Source organism: Nonomuraea angiospora, assembly GCF_014873145.1.
GTDB classification, from domain to species: domain Bacteria; phylum Actinomycetota; class Actinomycetes; order Streptosporangiales; family Streptosporangiaceae; genus Nonomuraea; species Nonomuraea angiospora.
In genome coordinates this window covers 1,408,153-1,426,261 of record NZ_JADBEK010000001.1, presented here as the reverse complement: position 1 = coordinate 1,426,261, position 18,109 = coordinate 1,408,153, and the positions used below count along the sequence as shown (strand labels likewise).

Genomic DNA, 18,109 nt, shown 5'->3' with positions numbered 1-18,109 from the left:
GTGCGCGCGGGCAGATGCGGCCGAAACCCTTCCCCGGAGGGGTGTTGCGGCCGCTCCCCCGCCGTCGGGGGGCGGATCTCGGCGGCGCTTTGCTGGAACGTGATCGGCATGCGGGATTTTCGCTTCGGGTGCAACGTGTTCAGCGTCGGCACGCGCACGGAGTTCGTCGCCACATGCCGCGAGGCGGACGCCTACGGCTTCGACGTCGTCCTCGTGCCCGACCATCTGGGCAGCGGGGCGGGCAAGCCGTCGGCGACGGCGCCCTTCCCCGCCCTGGCGCTGGCGGCCGAGACCAGCGGGCGGATGCGGGTGGGTACGTTCGTGCTCAACATCGCCTACTGGAACCCGTACCTGCTGGCCAGGGAGGCGGCCACCACGGACCGGCTCGTCGGGGGCAGGCTCGAGATCGGGCTGGGAGCCGGGCATCTGCCCGCGGAGGCCGCGGAGGCCGGCATCGCGTGGGCGAGGTTCGCAGACCGGCTGGCGCGGCTGGAGTCCTCGGTCGAGCGGCTACGGCTGCTGCTGGAGCAGGACGACAGGTACGCCGGCGCCCAGCGGCCGCGCCCGCCCCTGCTGATCGCCGGCACCGGCGACCGGATCCTGCGGCTGGCGGCGCGGCGGGCCGACATCGTGGCCGTGGCGGGCGCCTACCCCTGCCCCGGGGGGCGGCCGCGGCTCGGGACCGCGCGCGAGATCGACGAACGGGTGCGGTTCGTGACCGGCCAGGCGGGCGAGCGGGCGGGCGAGCTGGAGCTGAACCTCCTCGTCCACGAAGTGATCATCACGCGGAACAGGCGGTCGGCCGCCGCGGACCTGGTCGCCGCGCACTATCCCCACTACAGCGTCGCCGACGCCCTGGACAGCCCGTTCCTGCTGATCGGCACCAGGAAGCAGATCGCCGAGCAGATCCTCCAGTGCCGCGAGCGCTACGGCTTCAGCTACATCGCCGTGCACGACTGCGAGATGCGGAGCCTGGGCCCGGTGATCGGGGAGCTGGGGCGGGCGGGCTGATGACGGATCCGGACTCTCTGAACGTGCTGCTGTCCCCGTACGGGGTCGTCTCCCGGGTGGAGACGGCACACGAGCTGGACAGCCCCGAGCGGCTGTCGTTCGCCGTGGCCGGCATCGGCAGCGGCATGCCGGGGCGGGCCACTTCCAGCTACGGCCGGATCCAGAAGGGCGGCCTGGCGGTGGTGAACCACGTGTTCAGCGGCGGCCGGGCCTGGGACTCCCCGGCCATGGCGCGCTTCGTGGCCATCGCGGAGGGCGCCGAGCGCTATGCCGGGTTCGACATCCTCGGCGAGGAGCGGATCTGGGCCACCGCCGACGAGCTCGGCGGTGATTGCCTGGACCCGGCGCGGTACCCGCGCTGCTCACCTGCCGAGTACGGCGCCGCGGACTGCCCGATGCGGCCCTTCGATCCGGCGGCCCGCATCCGGTGGTCGCGGGGACTCGACCTGGTCACCGGGCGCGAGACCTGGGTGCCGTCCGTCATGGCGTGCCCGGGGCTGCGGGACGCGGTGCCTGCGGAGGGCTTCACCTTCCGCATGTCGACGGGCATGGCGGTGCACACCGACCCCGTGGAGGCGGTCGTTCAGGGTGTCTGCGAGGTCGTGGAACGGGACGCGGCGGCGCTCGCCTGGCTGCAACGCCTGCCGCTGCCCCGGATCGCGGCCGGCGACCGCTCCGAGGCGGCGCAGGCGGCGATCGACTGGTGCGCGGCGCGGTCCGTCGAGGTCCACCTGTTCGACGCCTCGACCGATCTCGGCGTCCCGGTCGCCTACTGCGTCCTGGCTGATCGCCGCGACCGGCGAGCCTGCCACGCCGTGGGCGCGGGCACCGGGCGCACCCTTGCCGCGGCGGCCGACAAGGCGCTGTTCGAGGCCATCGGCATGCGGGCCGAGCTGCGCCGGGCGAAGGGCCCGGTGCCGGACTCCCCCGCGGACTTCCGCGCGATGGAGGACGGCGCACGGTACATGGGCGCGGCCGACCGGGCGCCGGCGTTCGCGTTCCTGCTGGATCAGGCGGGCACGGGCGCCGGGCGGCCCGCGCTGGCGGAAGCGCCGCCGGACGCGCTGCCGGCGGCGCCCGGCCTCGCGTTGCGGCGGCTGGTGAGCGGCCTGGCCGCGGCGGGGATGCGGGCCGTCGTGGTCGACCGCACCCCCGACGAACTGGCCGGCGCGGGACTGACCGCGGTCAACGTCATCGTGCCCGACCTCCAGCCGCTCAGCCTGCATCCGCGCGCCCAGTTCAAGGGCCATCCCCGTCTGTACGAGGCGCCCGCCCGCATGGGTTACAGGGTGCTGGCGCAGGAGGAGTTGAATCCGTGGCCGCAACCGTTCGCGTGATCGCCGTGGGGCAGGGGCCGTTCGGCGCCCGGGTCGCCGACCGTCTCCGGGACCGGCCGCCCGGCGCCCGGTTCACCGCCGACGGTCTCGACGCCCGGTTCACCGCCGGCGATCTCGACGCCGTGTTCGCCGCAGGGGCGCAGGTTGTCGTGGTGGCGCTGTGGCGGCCCGCGCCGGGCCTGTGCGAGCGTGCCGATGAGCTGGCGCACGCCACCGGCACGGCCTGGCTGCCGGTCGTCATGGAGGACGCCTCGATCGTCGTCGGGCCACTGGTGCGGCCGGGCAGCGGTCCGTGCTTTCGCTGCTTCGCCGACCGGCGCGTCCAGCACGACCCGCGCTGGCACCGGACGCGGGCCAGGTACGCGGCCTATGACAGCGACCCGGCCCTCGGCCCGGCCGGGTTCCGGCCGCGGCATGCGGATGTGGCGGCGACGGCGGCCCGCCTGCTGCTGCGCCCGGCCGGGGACGGCCCGGGAAGGGCGGCCCGGGACGCGGCCCGGGACGCGGCGGGAGCGGTGATCACCCTCTCGGTTCCCGGCCTGTCTGTTTCGCGCGACCGGGTGGTGGCCTGTCACGGCTGTGACCGCTGCGGCCGTCAACGGCCGGTCCGCGACCTGCGGCGCCTGCTGCGACTCGAGGAATGGCGCATCCCACAGTGAACGATGGAGGGCAGATGGCCACGTTCGGACCCGAATACTTCCAGGCTCTTCCCATCTTCGGCGTCGGGGTCGGGGTCAACCCGTCCGACCTGCACGCCGACTACCTGGCGGACTCGCCGGGACGGATCGACTACTTCGAGATCACCGCCCCGTCGGCCCGTCACCTGGGCGGGCCGACCGGATACGCGGAGATCAGGCATCGCCGCAACGCCAGGAGCAAGGGATTCGTCGCCATGAAGATCCCCGAGGTGGCCGGCGAGAAACGGGTGCTGGTGCACAGCACGAACATCAATCCCGTCTATCCCGACCCGCCCACGTCCGGGGACCTCGCCGAGCTTGCCGAGCTGGTCGAGGTGACCCGTACCCCGTGGATCACCGAGGATCTGGGGGTCTGGCTCATGTCCGAGCGGCACGTGTACCCGCACTTCATGCCGTTCCCGCTGACCGACGCGACGCTCGTGGTCACGGCCGGCAACGTCCGCGAGGTGCAGGAGCGGCTCGGCGTCGCCTTCAACGCGGAGTTCCCGCCGACCACGCTGGTGGCCGGCGACATGCACGCCTTCGACTTCTTCGCCGAGCTGACCCGGGAGACGGGTTGCGGCATGTGCTTCGACGTGGGGCACGTGCTGAGCTACCAGATCGCCCGGGGCGCCGCGCCCACGAGCGACTTCCACCGGCTGCCGTGGCCGTCCATCACCGAGATCCACGTCGCGGGCGGCGGCATCGACCTGCGCGAGGACGGTTACCACTACGACGACACGCACGGCGACCAGCCCATCATCTCGGTCTGCCTGGACATGCTCGACGAGGTCGTCCGCAACGCCCCCAACCTGCGGGCGATCACCCTGGAGGTGTTCGGCGCGAAGATCCCGGCCCGCGCCCTGGCCAGGATCGCCGAGATCAGGGCCAGGCCGGCGGTCGCCGCCTGGCTCGCCGGGACGCGGCCGGCGCCGGCGCCGCGCCCCTCGCGCGAGCAGGCACGTCTGAGGACCAAGAAGGCGACCGTGGGGATGTACGACCTGCTGCACGGCGGCTCCCCCGTCCGGCTCCCGGCCGCCGGCGAGGAGGTGCTGGAGGTGTTCGCGGTCGCCGAGCAGCGCAGGTGGGAGTACGAACGCCTGTCCCGGATCCAGCTGCACGGCCGCTTCGCCACCAGCTATTACCCCCTCGCGACCCGCTGGCTCATGCGCCGGACGGGCCTGGAGCGGGGCGCGTTCTACGACCTGCTGGTCCCGCCGCTGCTCCAGGACAGGTCGCGGGAGCTGTGGGAGAAGGCCAGGGAGGCCTACGAGGACCTCGTCGCGCAGGACCCCGGCGACGCCGTCGGGCCCGAACTCGTCCGCGTCGAGAGCTGGATGAACCTGTGCGCGGCCGGGACGGCCGCCTCGGACACGTTCGACGTCGGGGTCGACCTGACCTATCTCAGCGACGCCTTCCGCGGCGGATCCCTCGACCCGCGGCGGGCGCTGCTGCCGGCCCCGGTGACGGTGCGGCACCTGGGCGAGTGCCGGTTCGCCTTCGTCGCCGGGCCCGCGTGCGCGGCCGGCGGGGTCGCTGGCGGGGCGGCCGGTGGGGCGGCCGGTGGGGCGGCCGGTGGGGCGGCCGGTGGGGCGGCCGGTGGGGCGGCCGGTGGGGCGGAGGCCGATCTGGCCGATCTCAACTACCACACCCTCGTGGAGCCGGGGACGGCGGCCTGCTGCACGGGCCAGTGAGGCGCACGCGGGCGGTCAGGTGTTCCTGCGGATGATCTCCGGTGTCGGCGGGTGCGCCTCGGCCTCGATCAGCTGCCTCTCCTGCGCCCCGATCAGGCCCAGACGGTGGAGCAGGGCGCCCGCCGCGCGCCTGCACTCCTGCGCGGGCCCCGACTCGCCCAGGTCGTCGTGGCAGCGGCCCAGCCCCCACCAGTGCTCGGCCTCGTCGTACGTGCCGGACCGGCCGGCGTCGTCGTCGGCCCGCAGCGCCTCCCGGAACAGGGGGACCGCCAGGTCGGGCCGGCCGGCGAGCCGCCGGGCCTCGGCCAGGTTGCCCAGCAGGCAGCCGAGGCCGAAGGGGCTGTCGGTCTCGCGGTGGATGGCGATGGACTCGGTGTGGGCATGGACGGCCTCGGCGAAGCGGCCGGCCTTCTGGTAGGTCAGGCCCAGGTTGCTGAGCGTGATGCCCTCGTTGAACCGGTCGCCCTGCTTGCGGTCGAGCGCCAGCGCCTGCCGGTAGCAGTCGATGGACTCGTCATAGCGGCCGAGCAGGCCGTAGGCGCCGGCGAGCCGGTCCAGCTGTGAGGACTCCCCGCGCGGATGCCGAAGGCGGCGGTAGGCGTCCAGGGAGTCCCGCAGCCTCGCGATGGCGTCGCTCAACTGGCCCAGCTGGGACTGCACGTCGCCCAGGTCTCCCTGGACGACCGCGAACTGCAGCGGGTCGCCGGCGCGCCCGGCGGCGTCGGCCGCCAGCTCCTGCAGCGTGTACTGGTCCTTCCACAACCGTTCGTATCCCAGGGGGAGGTAGAGCGCCGCCGCCAGGCCGACCGCCAGCGACGGGCCGTCGTCGAGCTCGCCGATCGCCTGGCGCAGGACCACGGGGAAGTTCGCGGTCTCCGCCTTGATCCAGGCCTGGATCTGCTGGTGGCTGTCCAGGCGGGCCCCCGGCACGGCCAGGTCCTGCGGCCCGATGCCGGTCCGCCATGCGGCGTCCGGATTGACCCGGACGCACACGGCCCGGGCTGTCGCGAGGTACCAGTGCAGCACGTTCCGCAGGGCCGCGGCGCGCCGGTCGGCGTCGTCCTCCTCGTGCGCGCGCTCGTAGGCGAACTGGCGGAGCAGGTCGTGCATGCGGTAGCGGCGGGGGGCGTGGTTCTCCACCATGTGGAGGTCGACGAGATAGTCCAGGACGTCCTCCGCCTGCCGTTCGGGGATGCCGGCCAGGGCGGCGGCGACCCCCACGCCGACGTCGGCGTTGGCGAGCAGGCCCAGCAGGCGGAAGAGGCGGGCGTGACCGGCGTCGAGCTCGTCGTAGCCGACGGCGAAGCTGGCGCGCAGCGCCCGGTCGCCGACGTGGAGTTCGGCCAGCCGGTGCCGGTCCGTCGCCAGGCGGTCGGCCAGGGCGCGAACGCTCCAGGTGGCACGGGCGTTGAGCCGGGCGGCGGCGATGCAGACCGCCAGGGGTAGGTGATCACACTGGCGGACGACCGCCTCGGCGGCCGCGGTCTCGGCCCGGACGCGGTCACGGCCGACGAGGCGGGCGAAGAGCGCCAGGGAGTCCTCTTCGGGCAGGAGCTCTAGGCGTAGGTGCGTGGCGCCGTCCAGTTCGGTGAGCACCTTGCGGCTTGTGAGCAGTACCGCGCCGGCGCCGTGGCCGGGCAGCAGGTGACGGATCTGGGCGGCGTCCAGCGCGTTGTCCAGGACGATCAGCAGGCGTTTGCCCGCGGTCAGCGACCGTAGCTGGCCCGCGGCCTCCTCGACCTCGGCCGGCACCGCCTCGTCGTCCGTCCCCAGGGAGCGCAGGAGCCGGGCCAGCGCCGCGGACGTCTCGACGGGCCTGGTGTTGGGGGTGGATCCGTGCAGGTTGAGGTACAGCTGGCCGTCGGGGTAGCGGGCGGCCAGACGGTGGGCGACGTGGATCGCCAGCGCCGACTTCCCGACCCCGCCGCCGCCCGAGATCGACACGACGACCGGGCCCTCCTGGCGTGCCGCTCCCAGCAAGCCGCACAGATGCTCGACCTCTCGCCTGCGCCCCGTGAACGTCGCCACGTCCATCGGCAGTTCGGCGGCCACCGGCCGGGCCTGCTCGGGTGGGGCCTGCTCGGGTGGGCGCGGCGCCGCGGGCCCGGGGGCGGGCCGGTGCTCGCGCAGCAGCTCCGCGTGCGTGGCGCGGAGCTCGTCGGAGGGGTCGACGCCGAGTTCGTCGGCCAGCCTGCGCCGGATCTCCTCGAAGCAGCGCAACGCCTCGGCTCTGCGGCCGGTGGCGCCGAGCAGCCTGATCAGCCGGGTCTGGAGCGGCTCCTCGTACGGCATGTCCGCGGCGACCTCCCGCACGTGCGGCAGGGCCGCCTCCGGGCGGCTGGTGTGCAGCGCCAGGTCGGCGGCCCTGGCCGCGCAGCCGGCCCGGGCGCTCTGCAGCCGGCGGATGCCCGCGTGCGCGCGGACCTCCTCGGGGGCTCCTTCCAGCACGGTCCCGCGCCACTGCGCGAGCGCCCGCAACAGCAGGTCGAGCCCGAGCGCGGGGTCCGGCTCGCGAGCGGCGGCGCGGTAGCGGCCGAGGAAGCGGGCCGCGTCCACATGCCGCGCGTCCAGGTCGAGGACGTAGCCGCCGGACCTGGTGTACTTGACCGCCTCGGTCATCCCCGTGTGGTCGCGCAACCACGATCGCAGCCGCGACACGCTGGTGCGCAGAGCCCGCAGGCTGGCCTCGGAGGTGCCCCAGACGTGGCTCAGGAGCTGGCCTTCGGCGACCGGCTCCCCCCGTGACAACAGCAGCACGGCCAGGAGCCAGCGGACGTGCTGGCCGGGAAGCTGGACCTCCCGGCGGGACAGGCTGATCTCCAGCGGGCCCAGGATCCGGAAGTCGGGGAAGGGGCCATCGTCGTCGGCGGGCATCCAACCTCCACCCGAGGCGCTGTCCGGCAGGATTTCCGATATCGGGCGTATGGCTTCACCATGACACAGATCAAGATCTGCTCCAAGCCGCGTGGGCCCGCAGGTCGGCCCGCCTGGACCGGGCCGGAGGTCAGATGCGGCGCTGCAGGAGCATGCCGGGCCACTCCCCCACGGTGAACGGCGCGACGCGGGTGAAGCCGCAGCTTTCGTAGTAGGCGACCAGGCGGCCGTCGTCGCCGGCGTAGCAGTCGACGCGCAGCAGGCCGACGCCGCGTTCGGCGGCTTCGGCGGCGGCGCGGTCGAGCAGGGCGCGGCCGATGCCGTGGCCGTGGTAGCGGCGGTCGGTGACCAGGGCCTGGACGTAGAGTTCGGGCTCGGTGGCGGGGGTGACGTAGTCGTGGGCGCCGCCGACGACGAGACAGCCGGCGGGGTGGTCGTCGACTTCGGCGATGCGCATGCCGCCGAGTTCGAGCCAGCCGGTGATCTGGCGGGTGCGGCGGGGGTTGCCGGTGAAGGGTTCGCTGCCCCATTGGCCGGTGCGGCCTTGGGCGGTGAGCCAGGTGACGGCGCTGTCGAACATGCCAAGGACGATGGGGACGTCGCCGTGGCGGCCTTCGCGGATGCGCGGGAGCGTGCTGGGGTGGGTCATGTCAGGCCTTGGTGTTCTTCAGGGCGCTGCCCTTTTTCCACTCTTTGAACGGTAGTTGCCAAAAGCCCCAGCCGTTGTTCCATTCGAGTTGGCGGGTGGTGCCGGTGATGTCGACGACGTCGCCGCGCTGGAAGTTGTCGTAGAACCATTTGGCCTGGTCGGGGCGGGCGTTGACGCAGCCGTGGCTGACGTTGCGGACGCCTTGGGCCCAGACGTTGTCCTTGGCGTGGACGTATTCGCCGGAGTTGGAGATGCGGACGGCGTGGTCGATCATGACGTCGTAGTAGCCGGGGTCGCCTTTTTTGCGGCCTGGGGAGATCATGCGGACGGGGTTGCCGCGTTCCATGGTGAGGTGGACGCCGGAGGTGGTGGTGTATTCGCGGGTGGTGGCCATGCCGGCGCTGATGCGCATGGTTTGGACGCGTTTGCCGTCTTTGTAGACGTACATCATGTGCTTTTTGGTGTCGACCTTGCTGATCTGCCGGGCGCCGATCTTGAGGGTGGCGGTGTAGTCCTTGACCCCGTACAGGCCGTCGCCGCCCTTGATGCCGGTGATGCGGGCGTTGAGGGTGACCTTCTGGTGGGCGGGCCAGTATTTGGCGGTGCGGTAGATGGCGACGGTGTCGTTGATCCAGCGCCAGGCGCCGGTGACGGGCTTTTCGGCCTCGACTTCCAGGGCGCGTTCGATGGTGGCCTTGCTGGTGACGGGCTGGTTGAAGGTGACGATGATGGGGGCGCCGACGCCGATGGTCTCGCCCTTGGCGTGGGGGGTCACGTCGGCGATCTGCAGGGCGCGTTCGGGTTTGGCGGTGGTGAACGTGCTGGTGGCGGTGGTGGCGCCGGCGGTGGCGTTGACGGTGTAGTCGGTGGAGGGCTTGAGCGCGGTCTTGGAGACCCACTTGGTCTTGTCGGTGTTGTACTTGCCCTCGACCTGTTCGCCCGAGGCCTCGACGGTGACGTTGTCGAGGGCGCCGCCGTCGGCGGTGACGACGATCTTCTTTTCGGGGCTGACCTTGCCGCTGCCTTCGGCCGGGCTGATCTTGACGGTGGGGGCCTGGGGGGTGGCGGTCGTGGTGGCCTCGGGCGCGCCCGCTCCCCCGCTGCCGCCGCCGGGGGTGGTGCCCGATGAGCATGAGGCCGTCAGTGCGGCTGCGGTGAGCAGCGCGACTGCGGTGGCGGGCTTCCTCCAAGCGGGCGTAACGTTCAACACTGTCCTTTCCCCCATGACACCAAACGCACCTCAAAAACCTTAATGCTGATGCATGTAAGACGAGGATTCATTTGGGAGAGTTCGGTCACATTTCAATTACTTGTGACTGGGAAAGGGCCCCGTTCAGAGGCGGTGGGTCAGGCCGGTGTGCCGCCGACCGGCCCCCTTGGTGCGCACGGCCTGGGCCAGGGCGCGGCGGGAGCCGACGATGACGACGAGTTTCTTGGCCCGGGTGATGGCGGTGTAGAGGAGGTTGCGCTGCAGCATCATCCAGGCGCTGGTGGCCAGCGGGACGACGACGGCCGGGTATTCGCTGCCCTGGGAGCGGTGGATGGAGACGGCGTAGGCGTGGGCGAGCTCGTCGAGTTCGTCGAAGGCGTAGTCGACGGCCTCGTCCTCGTCGGTGACGACGGTGAGCTTGTGCTCGTCGGGCCGGATGTCGGTGACGATGCCGACGGTGCCGTTGAACACCCCGGCGGCGCCCTTGTCGTAGTTGTTGCGCAGCTGGGTGATCTTGTCGCCGACGCGGAAGACGCGGCCGCCGTAGCGGCGTTCGGGCATGCCCTCGTGGGCGGGGGTGAGGGCTTCCTGCAGGGCGGTGTTGAGGGCGCCGGCGCCGGCGGCGCCGCGGTGCATGGGGGCCAGGACCTGGATGTCGCGGCGCGGGTCGAGGCCGAAGCGGCGCGGGATGCGGCGGGCGACGACGTCGACGGTCAGGGCGGCGATCTCCTCGGCCTCCTCGCAGGGGAACAGGAAGAAGTCGTTCATGCCCTGGAGGATGGGGTGGTGGCCGGTGTTGACGCGGTGGGCGTTGACGACGACGCCGGACTCCTGGGCCTGGCGGAAGATCTGCGTCAGGCGTACGCGGGGGATGTCGTCGGCGGCGAGCAGGTCTTTGAGGACCTCGCCGGCCCCGACCGAGGGCAGCTGGTCGACGTCGCCGACGAACAGCAGGTGGGCGCCCGGCGCGACGGCCTTGACGAGTTTGTTGGCCAGCAGCAGGTCGAGCATGGAGGCTTCGTCGACGACGACGAGGTCGGCGTCGAGGGGGTTGTCGCGGTCGAAGGTGGCCTCGCCGCCGGGGCGCAGCTGCAGCAGCCGGTGGACGGTGGTGGCCTCGTGGCCGGTCAGCTCGGCCAGGCGTTTGGCGGCGCGGCCGGTGGGGGCGGCCAGGATGACCTTGGCGCGTTTGGCGCGGGCGAGCAGGACGATGGAGCGTACGGTGAAGCTCTTGCCGCAGCCGGGCCCGCCGGTCAGGACGGCGACCTTCTCGGTCAGGGCCAGGCGGACGGCCTGGCGCTGTTCGGGGGCGAGTTCGGCGCCGGTCTGCTCGTGCAGCCAGGTCTCGGCGCGTTCCCAGTCGACGTCGGCGAAGGTTTTGAGCCGGTCGTGGCCGGAGCGCAGGAGTGAGAGCAGGCCGGAGGCCAGGGAGTTCTCGGCGCGGTGGAAGGGCGGCAGGTAGACGGCGGGTACGACGTTGTCGCCGGCCGGGATGGGTTCGCGGACGGCGCCTTCGGCTTCGATGAGGTCTTCGAGGCAGGTGGTGACGAGGTCGGCGGGCACTTCGAGGATCTTGACGGCGTCGGCGACGAGGTTGGGGGCGGGCAGGTAGCAGTGGCCGTCGTCGGCGGCCTGGGACAGCGTGTAGCGCAGGCCGGCCTTGACGCGTTCGGGGCTGTCGTGGGGGATGCCGACGGCCTGGGCGATGGTGTCGGCGGTCTTGAAGCCGATCCCCCACACGTCGTCGGCCAGCTGGTACGGGCGGGTCTTGACGACGGAGATGGACGATTCGCCGTACTGCTTGAAGATGCGCACCGCGATCGAGGTGGACACGCCGACGCCCTGCAGGAAGATCATCACCTCTTTGATGATCTTCTGTTCCTCCCAGGCGGCGGCGATCATCTTGGTCCGCTTGGGCCCCAGGCCCGGCACTTCGACCAGGCGCTGCGGCTGCTGCTCGATGACCTCGAGGGTGTCGGTGCCGAAATGGTCGACGATGCGCTCGGCCATCTTGGGGCCGATGCCCTTGATCAGGCCGGAGCCGAGGTAGCGGCGGATGCCCTGGATGGTGGCGGGCAGGACGGTGGTGTAGGAGCGCACCTCGAACTGCCGGCCGTAGCGGGGGTGGGAGCTCCAGCGGCCGAGCAGCCGCAGCGACTCACCGACCTGCGCGCCGAGCAGCGGGCCGACGACGGTGAGCAGTTCGGAGCCGGAGCGTTCGGTGGCGACGCGGGCGATGGTGTAGCCGGTCTCCTCGTTGGCGTAGGTGATGCGTTCGAGAACGGCATCCAAGGATGAAACGGGTGGACCATCCGCGCCAGGCTTCACACAAACCCCTCTCCCGCCTGCTTTGTCGCAAGAGTAAACCAGCACGGGCGAGCGGCCGCGCGGCCGGTGGATCACCTGTGCGCGGAGGGCATCTCGCGGGCAGTCTTGGGACGCGCGTGCGACATCGGTGGATCGCGGCCGGGATGATCCGGCGGGCCGCCGGGGGAGCGGACGGCGAGCGCGGCTTGCGGTGCCGCATCGGCGACTACTCGCGGACGGCGAGCGCGTCCTGCGGGGCCGTGTCGGCGACTACTCCCGGCGTCGTAGTCGGGTCGGTCGTTGGTCCCGGGGCGGTAGCGGCAGATGACTTCGCCGGCAGGACGCCCGCGAGCAGCGGCTGGACGACGATGGCGGTCATGAGAACCCCAGCCGGCACCATCCACCGGGGCCACCCGCATCTCTGCTCCCCCGCGCGGCCGGGGCCGGACCGCGATGACCCCTCCGGCTCGAAGGACTGAGCTGCGTTGACCAGTAGATCGTCAGCAGGCGCGAGCGTACGCGTCCGGCCGGGGCTCACCCTCGCCGCCGTGGCCGTCGTGCAGTTCATGGTGTCGCTGGACCTGTCGGTGGTGAACGTCGGGCTCCCGCAGATCGGCGCCGCCCTCGGATTCAGCGCGGTGGGCCTCACCTGGGTGATCCACGCCTACGCGCTCACGTTCGGCGGGCTGCTCCTGCTGGGCGGCAAGGCCGCCGACCGCTACGGCCGCAAGCCGGTCCTGCTGCTCGGGCTCGCCCTGTTCGGCCTCGCCTCGCTCGCCGGCGGGTTCGCCCAGGAGCCCGGTCAGCTGGTCGCCGCCCGGGCCGCGCAGGGCATCGGGGCCGCCGCCCTGGCTCCGGCCGCGCTGGCGCTGCTGACCACGACGTTCCCCGCGGGCAAGGCCCGCGTGCGGGCCTTCGGGATCTGGAGCGCGACGAACGCCGCCGGCGGCGCGCTCGGCGTCCTGATCGGCGGCCTGCTCACCGAGTACGCCGGCTGGCGCTGGGTGATGTTCGTGAGCGTGCCCATGGCCGCGTGCGCGCTGGCGCTGGCCTGGCGGGCCGTGGCCGCCGGGCCGCCCGCGGTGCGCGGCGCCCGGCCGGACGCGCTCGGCGCGGTCCTGGCCACGGCGGGCATGACCCTGCTGGTGTTCGGCGTCGTGCGCACCGACCAGTACGCGTGGACCTCGCCGGTCACCGTGGCGACTTTGGCGGTGGCCGCCGTGCTGCTGGCCGCGTTCATTGTCGTCGAGCGGACCACGGCCCGCGAACCGCTGATCCGGCTCGGCCTGTTCACCAACCGCTCGGTCGCCGGCGCGAACGCCTACAACCTCCTCCTCGGCGCGGCCATGGCCGCCGCCTTCTACTTCGCCTCCCTCTACCTGCAGCGCGTGCTCGGGACGGGGCCGGCCCTGACCGGGGTCGAGTTCCTGCCGTTCGCGCTCGGCGTGGTCGCCGGCTCCGTGCTGGCGGTCAAGCTCGGCTACCGGCTCGCGCCGCGTACGCTGCTGGTCATCGGCGGGCTGCTGACGGCGGCCGGGTTCGCCTGGTTCGGCCTGATCAGCCCGGACGGCGCCTTCGTCACCGACGTCCTGGGGCCCTCGATCGTCGCCAGCGTCGGCTTCGGGCTCTGCCTCGGACCGGTCGTCTCCACCGCGACCGTCGGCGTCGCGGCCCACGAGAGCGGCACCGCCTCGGGCCTGCTCAACAGCTCACGCCAGATCGGCGCCTCGCTCGGGCTGGCCGTCCTGGGCACCCTCGCGCAGGACCGCACCGGCCAGAGCGTCACGCCCGAGACCCTCAACGACGGTTACGCGCTCGGCCTGGGCCTCGGCGCCGTCCTCCTGCTCGGCGCCGTCCTCATCGCCCTCACGGTCCTGCCGAGGACCGGCCCGCCCGCACGGGCCGACGACCGTGTTGTTTCGCTCTCCGCCCGGGATTGACCGGCGATCCACCCACCGCAGAAAGGGGCGTCCCGGCATGCCTGTGAACCCGATCGATCTCTTCGCCTCCTCCGTCCACCTGCGCCAAGGCGGCCAGATCCACGCCGAAAAGGCGGCGGCGGAGGCCGACCAGGACGGCTGGCGGCTGACGGCCTTCCACGCCAAGACCGGCGCCGACGTCCACGCCGACCACTGGGAGGTCCATCCCGAGGCCGAGGAGGTCGTGTCCTGCCTCGTCGGGAAGATCCGCCTCTACCTGCGTCCGGAGCGGCCGGGACAACAGGAGGAGGAGATCAGGCTGACGGCCGGGACCGCCGCCATCGTCCCGCGCGGGCGCTGGCACCGCATCGAGCTGGACATCCCCAGCAACATCATGGCCGTCACCCTGCCGCGGGGCAGCCGCCTGGAAAAGCGCACCGAAGCCTAGGCCAGGCGCGAGGTCACTGAAGGTGGTGCCGGTGAAGGCGCTGTCCTGCGGCTCGGGCGCTGTACTTCAGGTCTCGCACCGCGAGGACCTTCGTCGGGCTCATCCAGCCCTGCGAAGGCTTGTGCAGCGCCCAGCCGTCCCCGAGGGTGACCGCGGCGTGCTGCGCGCCTCCATCGGCGGCCCGCCAGACCAGGACGGTCCCCGGCGCGCCGTCGTGGCCTCCCCTGGCGGTGTGCTCGGCGAGCCAGTCCTCGAACGGCTCGCGGAGCATCCACCTGTCCTGCGCGCCCTCGACACCGCAGGCCGCCATCACCGTGCCGAAGCAGTTCGGGCCGCTGCGGGTGGGGAAGGTCCCGGCCAGGTGACGCGCTCCCGGCAGCGCCGAGGCGATGGCGTCCCACGTGGCGGGGGCGACCTCGCGGTGCCGGCTCGGGCGGCGCCCCTTCTCGACGTACGTGACGACCGCCTCGGCCTCGCGCCCGGCGATCTGGCCGGGCCAGCGGTGCGGCGTGGGCTGGCTTCGCCTGACCGCGGCCGGCAGCCGGCGCGCGCCGGCCTCCGTCAGCCACACCAGCGCCGACGAACCCAGGCCGTAGAGGCAGAAGGTGTCCCTGACCTCGGGCGTGAGCCGGTCCCGGTCATCGGCGAGCTCGAGGGAGGCGGCGAGATCGGGCGGGATCACGAAGGGTTGCACCGGTGGCGTGAACCATCCGAGCCACCGGTGGAGGAGGCCGTCCGGCACCTCGATCCCCAGCACGAGCATGAGGTCACCCTAAAGGCCGCTGCCAGGGCCCGCTCGTCACCGCCGCCCGCCGAACGCCCAGTCGTGCACCTCGATGTCGGCGTACCGGTCCTGGGTCAGGACGGCGCGGGCCGCGGCCGGGTCCGGCGCCCGCACCAGCAGCGCCGTACCGAGCCAGGTGCCGCCGTCGTCGGACAGCAGCGGCCCGTACGCGATCAGCTCGTCCCGGCCGGTCGGCGGCACTTGGTCGGCCGGTTGGCCGGAGCCCAAACCCAGCACCAGATACCGGTCGCCGCCCTCCCTGCCGCCGGGGAAATCCCACATGGTGCGGCCCAGCACGTTGCGCCACCGCCGCACCATCACGTCCCGGTACACGCCGGCCTGATAGTTGGGCTCTTCGAAGGCGAACGCCCGCGCGGCGGCCGGATCCGGCAGGTCGAGGATGTGCACGCTGCCGGTGGCCGTCTCGCTGCCGCGGCCGAAGGTCGGGCCACGGGCGATCATCTCCGCCGCGTACCGGTCCATGTAGGACCAGTGCGCTTCCCCCAGCTCGGCGCGCAGCGCGGCGGAGCCTGAGCGGTCACGGTGGTAGCAGAAGAATTCCATGCCGAGAGTAGCTACCATGGGCCGCGTCGGGAGCTCCATTGGACCTTCACGGTGCGGTAGGCGAGCGGGCGTCCCCTCGTCGCGGCTCCGGCGCATCTTCGCGATCGGGCGCGGGATCCGTCCGGTTCGCCGCGTGGGCGGTCAGGGCGCCGAGCGCGCACAGGAGCGCGAGCCCGAACAACACGTACCGCGCCGAATCGAGCATCGACCCGCCGCCCAGGTTGACCAGGGCCCCCGCCACCGCCGTGCCGAAGGCGATCGACAGGCTCGTTACCGTCGCGATCCCCGCGGCCGCCTGCCTGCCCTCCTCCGGATCGCGCGTTCTGGACATCGCGGCCACCGACAGGTGCGGATAGGCCAGCCCGATGCCCGCTCCGGCCACGAACAGCACCGGCACCCACACCGCCACCAGCCACAGCGGCGTCTCCTGGCGCTGCAGCAACCCCTGCACCAGCAGCCCGGCGGCCAGCAGCACCGGGCCGAGCACGCGCAGCCGGCGCACCGCGCGCCCGCCCGTCACCGACGAGCCGGCGATCTGGGTGAGCGACCAGCCCAACGAGATGGCCGCGGCGAAGAACCCCGCCACGAGCGGCGCCAGCCCGGCCAGCCGCTGACCGAACAGCGGCAGGAACGACTCCGCCGCGACCCCGCAGGCCAGCAGCCCGAGCGTCAGGTAGACCCACTTGAGCGACGAACCCCTCCGGTAGGTCGCGCGGGGGAAGACGCGCAGCTCACTGCGCCGCTCATGGAGGACGAACCCGGCCACCAGCAGCAGCGCAGTCCCGATGAGGGCCGCCTTCGCGAGCAGGCCGGCCAGCACCCCCGCCACGCTCACGGCCCCGGCGGCCGCCATGACCAGCAGCAGGGACACGACCGGGACCGGCGGGCGCAGGCCGCCATGCTCGCCGCGCGTGCCGTCGAACTGCAGCACGCGGGGCACGAACGCGCCGCACACCGCCGCGAACGCCGCCATCACCGCGAACGCCAGCCGCCACGAGCCCAGCTGGGCGAACAGGCCGCCGAGCGCCGGACCGGCGAAGTTGCCGGCCCCGTACATCGCCGACATCAGCGCGGTGCCGCGCGTCCAGAGCCGGGGCGGCAGCGCCGACCGGATGACGGCGAACCCCAGCCCCGACAGCAGCCCCGCCCCGAGCCCCTGGACGCCGCGCGAGGCCAGCAGCACCGCCATCGCCGGGCTCAGCGCGCAGGCCAGCGAACCCGCCGCGAAGACGGCGAAGCCCAGCAGGTACGCGCCGACGCTCCCCCACCGCGACAGGAACCGGCCGGAGAGCATCGTCGCGACCACCATGGCGACGAGGTAGATCGTCATGTTCCAGGCGTAGAAGCCCGCGCCGCCGAGGTCGGCCACCGCGGTCGGCAGCAGGCTGGCCGCGAGGTAGATGTTGACCGCGCCGACCAGCACCCCGCCGGCCGGCACGATCATCGGACCAGGCAGACCTGCCACGGATATCGATTCGTGTTCCTCAGCACTCATGGCTTCAAGGCTGTCGTTGAACCGACGCCGGAGAGTTCGCGCCGCCTGCCGGGCGGCGGTGCTGGGCCGGGTGGCGGGCGAGCTTCAACCCGCGGTGGAACCCCGGCCCGCGCGGGGCCCCTCAGCCGAGGGCGTCGAGCAGCTCGCGCTCGCGCTGGGCGCTGAGGCCGGCGCGCCGGGTGCGGTCCAGCCCCTGCTCGCGCTCCCAATCCAGCGTGTCGGCCAGCATCTGCGCCCTGGGCCGATGGCGCAGCCCCGCGGCGCGCGCCGCGGACCCGCTGCGGGCCGAGAACCCCTCAAAGCCCGGCTCGGCCACCCACATCGGCAGCGACTCGGGCCCCATCCACTCGGCCACGCCGTTGGCGAGCAGCCAGGCCGGCTCGGCGGTGGTCACGGGGCCGGTGTGGCCGCCGGCCGCGCGGGACAGCTCGATCCACTCCTTGAACGGCACGACCGGCCCGACGGCGTCGTAGGTGCCGACGATGCCCTTCTCCCCGGCGTCCAGCAGCCAGGCGGCCAGGTCTCGTACGTCGATCGCCTGGGTCGGCAGGTGCGGCGCGTCGGGCACCAGCATCGGCCCCTGCCGGTCGCGGGCGGCACGGGCCGCCCAGTAGCCGGTGCGTCCGCTGTGATCGCCCGGGCCGCCGATGAGGCCGGCGCGGGCGATCAGGAGGCGCTCGCCCACGGCCGCCGTGGACGCCAGCTCGCAGGCGGCCTTCGCCTCGCCGTACAGGTCGGAATCGACCTCGTCTCGATCGGTCGCGGGCAGCAGGGCCGTGGACTCGTCCGCGTCCAGCGCGGCATGGGAGGCGTAGGCGCTGACGGAGGAGACGTAGCTCCAGTGCCGGGACCGGCCGCCCAGCGCGCGCAGGGCCTCACGGACGAACCCCGGCTGCCATGACACCTCGATGACGGCGTCCCATTCGCGGTCGAGCAGCGGTGCGTACGCCGAAGGATCACGCCGGTCGGCGGCCACCAGCCTGGCTCCGTCCGCGACCTGGCCGCTCTCGCCGCGCGCCAGGCACGTCACCCGATGGCCGCGCTCGATCGCCTGCCGCGACAGCTCCCGGCCCAGCCACGCCGTTCCGCCCAGAATCAAGATGTCCATTCCGACACCCAATCACCGCGAACGCCGAGCGC

The 18,109-nt window shown here is 72.9% G+C and carries 14 protein-coding genes; 6 read left to right on the top strand and 8 right to left on the bottom strand.

The window, feature by feature from the left end; translation table 11 throughout:
• Nucleotides 1-108 precede the first annotated feature (108 nt).
• From H4W80_RS06510 to H4W80_RS06495, 4 genes are read left to right on the top strand one after another with little or no spacing between them, the layout of a single operon-like run.
• On the top strand, nucleotides 109-1,011 hold the full coding sequence (locus H4W80_RS06510; RefSeq protein WP_192784235.1) for a TIGR03621 family F420-dependent LLM class oxidoreductase: 903 nt from the start codon (nucleotides 109-111) through the stop codon (nucleotides 1,009-1,011).
• Complete coding sequence (locus H4W80_RS06505; RefSeq protein WP_225963288.1) at nucleotides 1,011-2,348, top strand: YcaO-like family protein; 1,338 nt, start codon at nucleotides 1,011-1,013, stop codon at nucleotides 2,346-2,348. Before H4W80_RS06510 ends, H4W80_RS06505 begins: the two co-directional genes overlap by 1 nt.
• Nucleotides 2,327-3,007, top strand: a complete 681-nt coding sequence (locus tag H4W80_RS63395; RefSeq protein ID WP_192784234.1) for a TOMM precursor leader peptide-binding protein — start codon at nucleotides 2,327-2,329, stop codon at nucleotides 3,005-3,007. Before H4W80_RS06505 ends, H4W80_RS63395 begins: the two co-directional genes overlap by 22 nt.
• A 14-nt stretch (nucleotides 3,008-3,021) precedes the next feature.
• On the top strand, nucleotides 3,022-4,719 hold the full coding sequence (locus tag H4W80_RS06495) for a multinuclear nonheme iron-dependent oxidase (protein ID WP_192784233.1): 1,698 nt from the start codon (nucleotides 3,022-3,024) through the stop codon (nucleotides 4,717-4,719).
• A gap of 15 nt (nucleotides 4,720-4,734) precedes the next feature.
• Here the strand turns inward: H4W80_RS06495 and H4W80_RS06490 are convergent, their stop codons facing one another.
• The 4 genes from H4W80_RS06490 to recD2 form a co-directional block, all read right to left on the bottom strand.
• Nucleotides 4,735-7,593, bottom strand: a complete 2,859-nt coding sequence (locus H4W80_RS06490; protein ID WP_192784232.1) for an AfsR/SARP family transcriptional regulator — start codon at nucleotides 7,591-7,593, stop codon at nucleotides 4,735-4,737.
• A gap of 130 nt (nucleotides 7,594-7,723) precedes the next feature.
• A complete protein-coding gene (locus H4W80_RS06485; protein ID WP_192784231.1) occupies nucleotides 7,724-8,242 on the bottom strand; it encodes a GNAT family N-acetyltransferase in 519 nt (172 codons plus the stop codon).
• Nucleotide 8,243: 1 nt separating this feature from the next.
• Nucleotides 8,244-9,452 carry a L,D-transpeptidase gene (locus tag H4W80_RS06480; protein WP_318786725.1) on the bottom strand — a complete coding sequence of 403 codons (1,209 nt, stop codon included), beginning with the start codon at nucleotides 9,450-9,452 and terminating at the stop codon, nucleotides 8,244-8,246.
• Between the two features lie 123 nt (nucleotides 9,453-9,575).
• The gene (gene recD2, locus H4W80_RS06475; protein WP_192784229.1) at nucleotides 9,576-11,780 is read right to left on the bottom strand and encodes an SF1B family DNA helicase RecD2; all 2,205 of its coding nucleotides are present in this window, start codon (nucleotides 11,778-11,780) and stop codon (nucleotides 9,576-9,578) included.
• Nucleotides 11,781-12,244: 464 nt separating this feature from the next.
• Here recD2 and H4W80_RS06470 point away from each other — a divergent pair, with 464 nt between their 5' ends.
• Both H4W80_RS06470 and H4W80_RS06465 read left to right on the top strand, forming a co-directional pair.
• Nucleotides 12,245-13,699 (top strand): MFS transporter, encoded by a 1,455-nt coding sequence (locus tag H4W80_RS06470; protein ID WP_225963285.1) that lies wholly within the window; start codon nucleotides 12,245-12,247, stop codon nucleotides 13,697-13,699.
• A 37-nt stretch (nucleotides 13,700-13,736) separates the two neighbouring features.
• Nucleotides 13,737-14,126 (top strand): cupin domain-containing protein, encoded by a 390-nt coding sequence (locus H4W80_RS06465; protein WP_192784228.1) that lies wholly within the window; start codon nucleotides 13,737-13,739, stop codon nucleotides 14,124-14,126.
• A 13-nt stretch (nucleotides 14,127-14,139) separates the two neighbouring features.
• Here H4W80_RS06465 and H4W80_RS06460 read toward each other — a convergent pair whose 3' ends face one another.
• The 4 genes from H4W80_RS06460 to H4W80_RS06445 form a co-directional block, all read right to left on the bottom strand.
• Entirely contained in the window at nucleotides 14,140-14,889 is a 750-nt protein-coding gene (locus tag H4W80_RS06460; RefSeq protein WP_192784227.1) for a hypothetical protein, read from the bottom strand.
• A gap of 36 nt (nucleotides 14,890-14,925) precedes the next feature.
• Nucleotides 14,926-15,474, bottom strand: a complete 549-nt coding sequence (locus H4W80_RS06455; RefSeq protein ID WP_192784226.1) for a YciI family protein — start codon at nucleotides 15,472-15,474, stop codon at nucleotides 14,926-14,928.
• 46 nt (nucleotides 15,475-15,520) lie between these two features.
• The gene (locus H4W80_RS06450) at nucleotides 15,521-16,918 is read right to left on the bottom strand and encodes an MFS transporter (RefSeq protein WP_225963284.1); all 1,398 of its coding nucleotides are present in this window, start codon (nucleotides 16,916-16,918) and stop codon (nucleotides 15,521-15,523) included.
• 172 nt (nucleotides 16,919-17,090) lie between these two features.
• Nucleotides 17,091-18,077, bottom strand: a complete 987-nt coding sequence (locus H4W80_RS06445) for an NAD-dependent epimerase/dehydratase family protein (RefSeq protein ID WP_192784224.1) — start codon at nucleotides 18,075-18,077, stop codon at nucleotides 17,091-17,093.
• Nucleotides 18,078-18,109 lie beyond the last annotated feature (32 nt).

Bases quoted from the DNA above. Each gene is read 5' to 3' on its own strand.
- H4W80_RS06490 (WP_192784232.1), bottom strand. From the start codon at position 7,593: ATGCCCGCCGACGACGATGGCCCCTTCCCCGACTTCCGGATCCTGGGC.
- H4W80_RS06465 (WP_192784228.1), top strand. From the start codon at position 13,737: ATGCCTGTGAACCCGATCGATCTCTTCGCCTCCTCCGTCCACCTGCGC.
- H4W80_RS06485 (WP_192784231.1), bottom strand. From the start codon at position 8,242: ATGACCCACCCCAGCACGCTCCCGCGCATCCGCGAAGGCCGCCACGGC.
- H4W80_RS06495 (WP_192784233.1), top strand. From the start codon at position 3,022: ATGGCCACGTTCGGACCCGAATACTTCCAGGCTCTTCCCATCTTCGGC.
- H4W80_RS06510 (WP_192784235.1), top strand. From the start codon at position 109: ATGCGGGATTTTCGCTTCGGGTGCAACGTGTTCAGCGTCGGCACGCGC.
- H4W80_RS06445 (WP_192784224.1), bottom strand. From the start codon at position 18,077: ATGGACATCTTGATTCTGGGCGGAACGGCGTGGCTGGGCCGGGAGCTG.
- H4W80_RS06505 (WP_225963288.1), top strand. From the start codon at position 1,011: ATGACGGATCCGGACTCTCTGAACGTGCTGCTGTCCCCGTACGGGGTC.
- H4W80_RS06460 (WP_192784227.1), bottom strand. From the start codon at position 14,889: ATGCTCGTGCTGGGGATCGAGGTGCCGGACGGCCTCCTCCACCGGTGG.
- H4W80_RS06450 (WP_225963284.1), bottom strand. From the start codon at position 16,918: ATGATCGTGCCGGCCGGCGGGGTGCTGGTCGGCGCGGTCAACATCTAC.
- H4W80_RS06455 (WP_192784226.1), bottom strand. From the start codon at position 15,474: ATGGAATTCTTCTGCTACCACCGTGACCGCTCAGGCTCCGCCGCGCTG.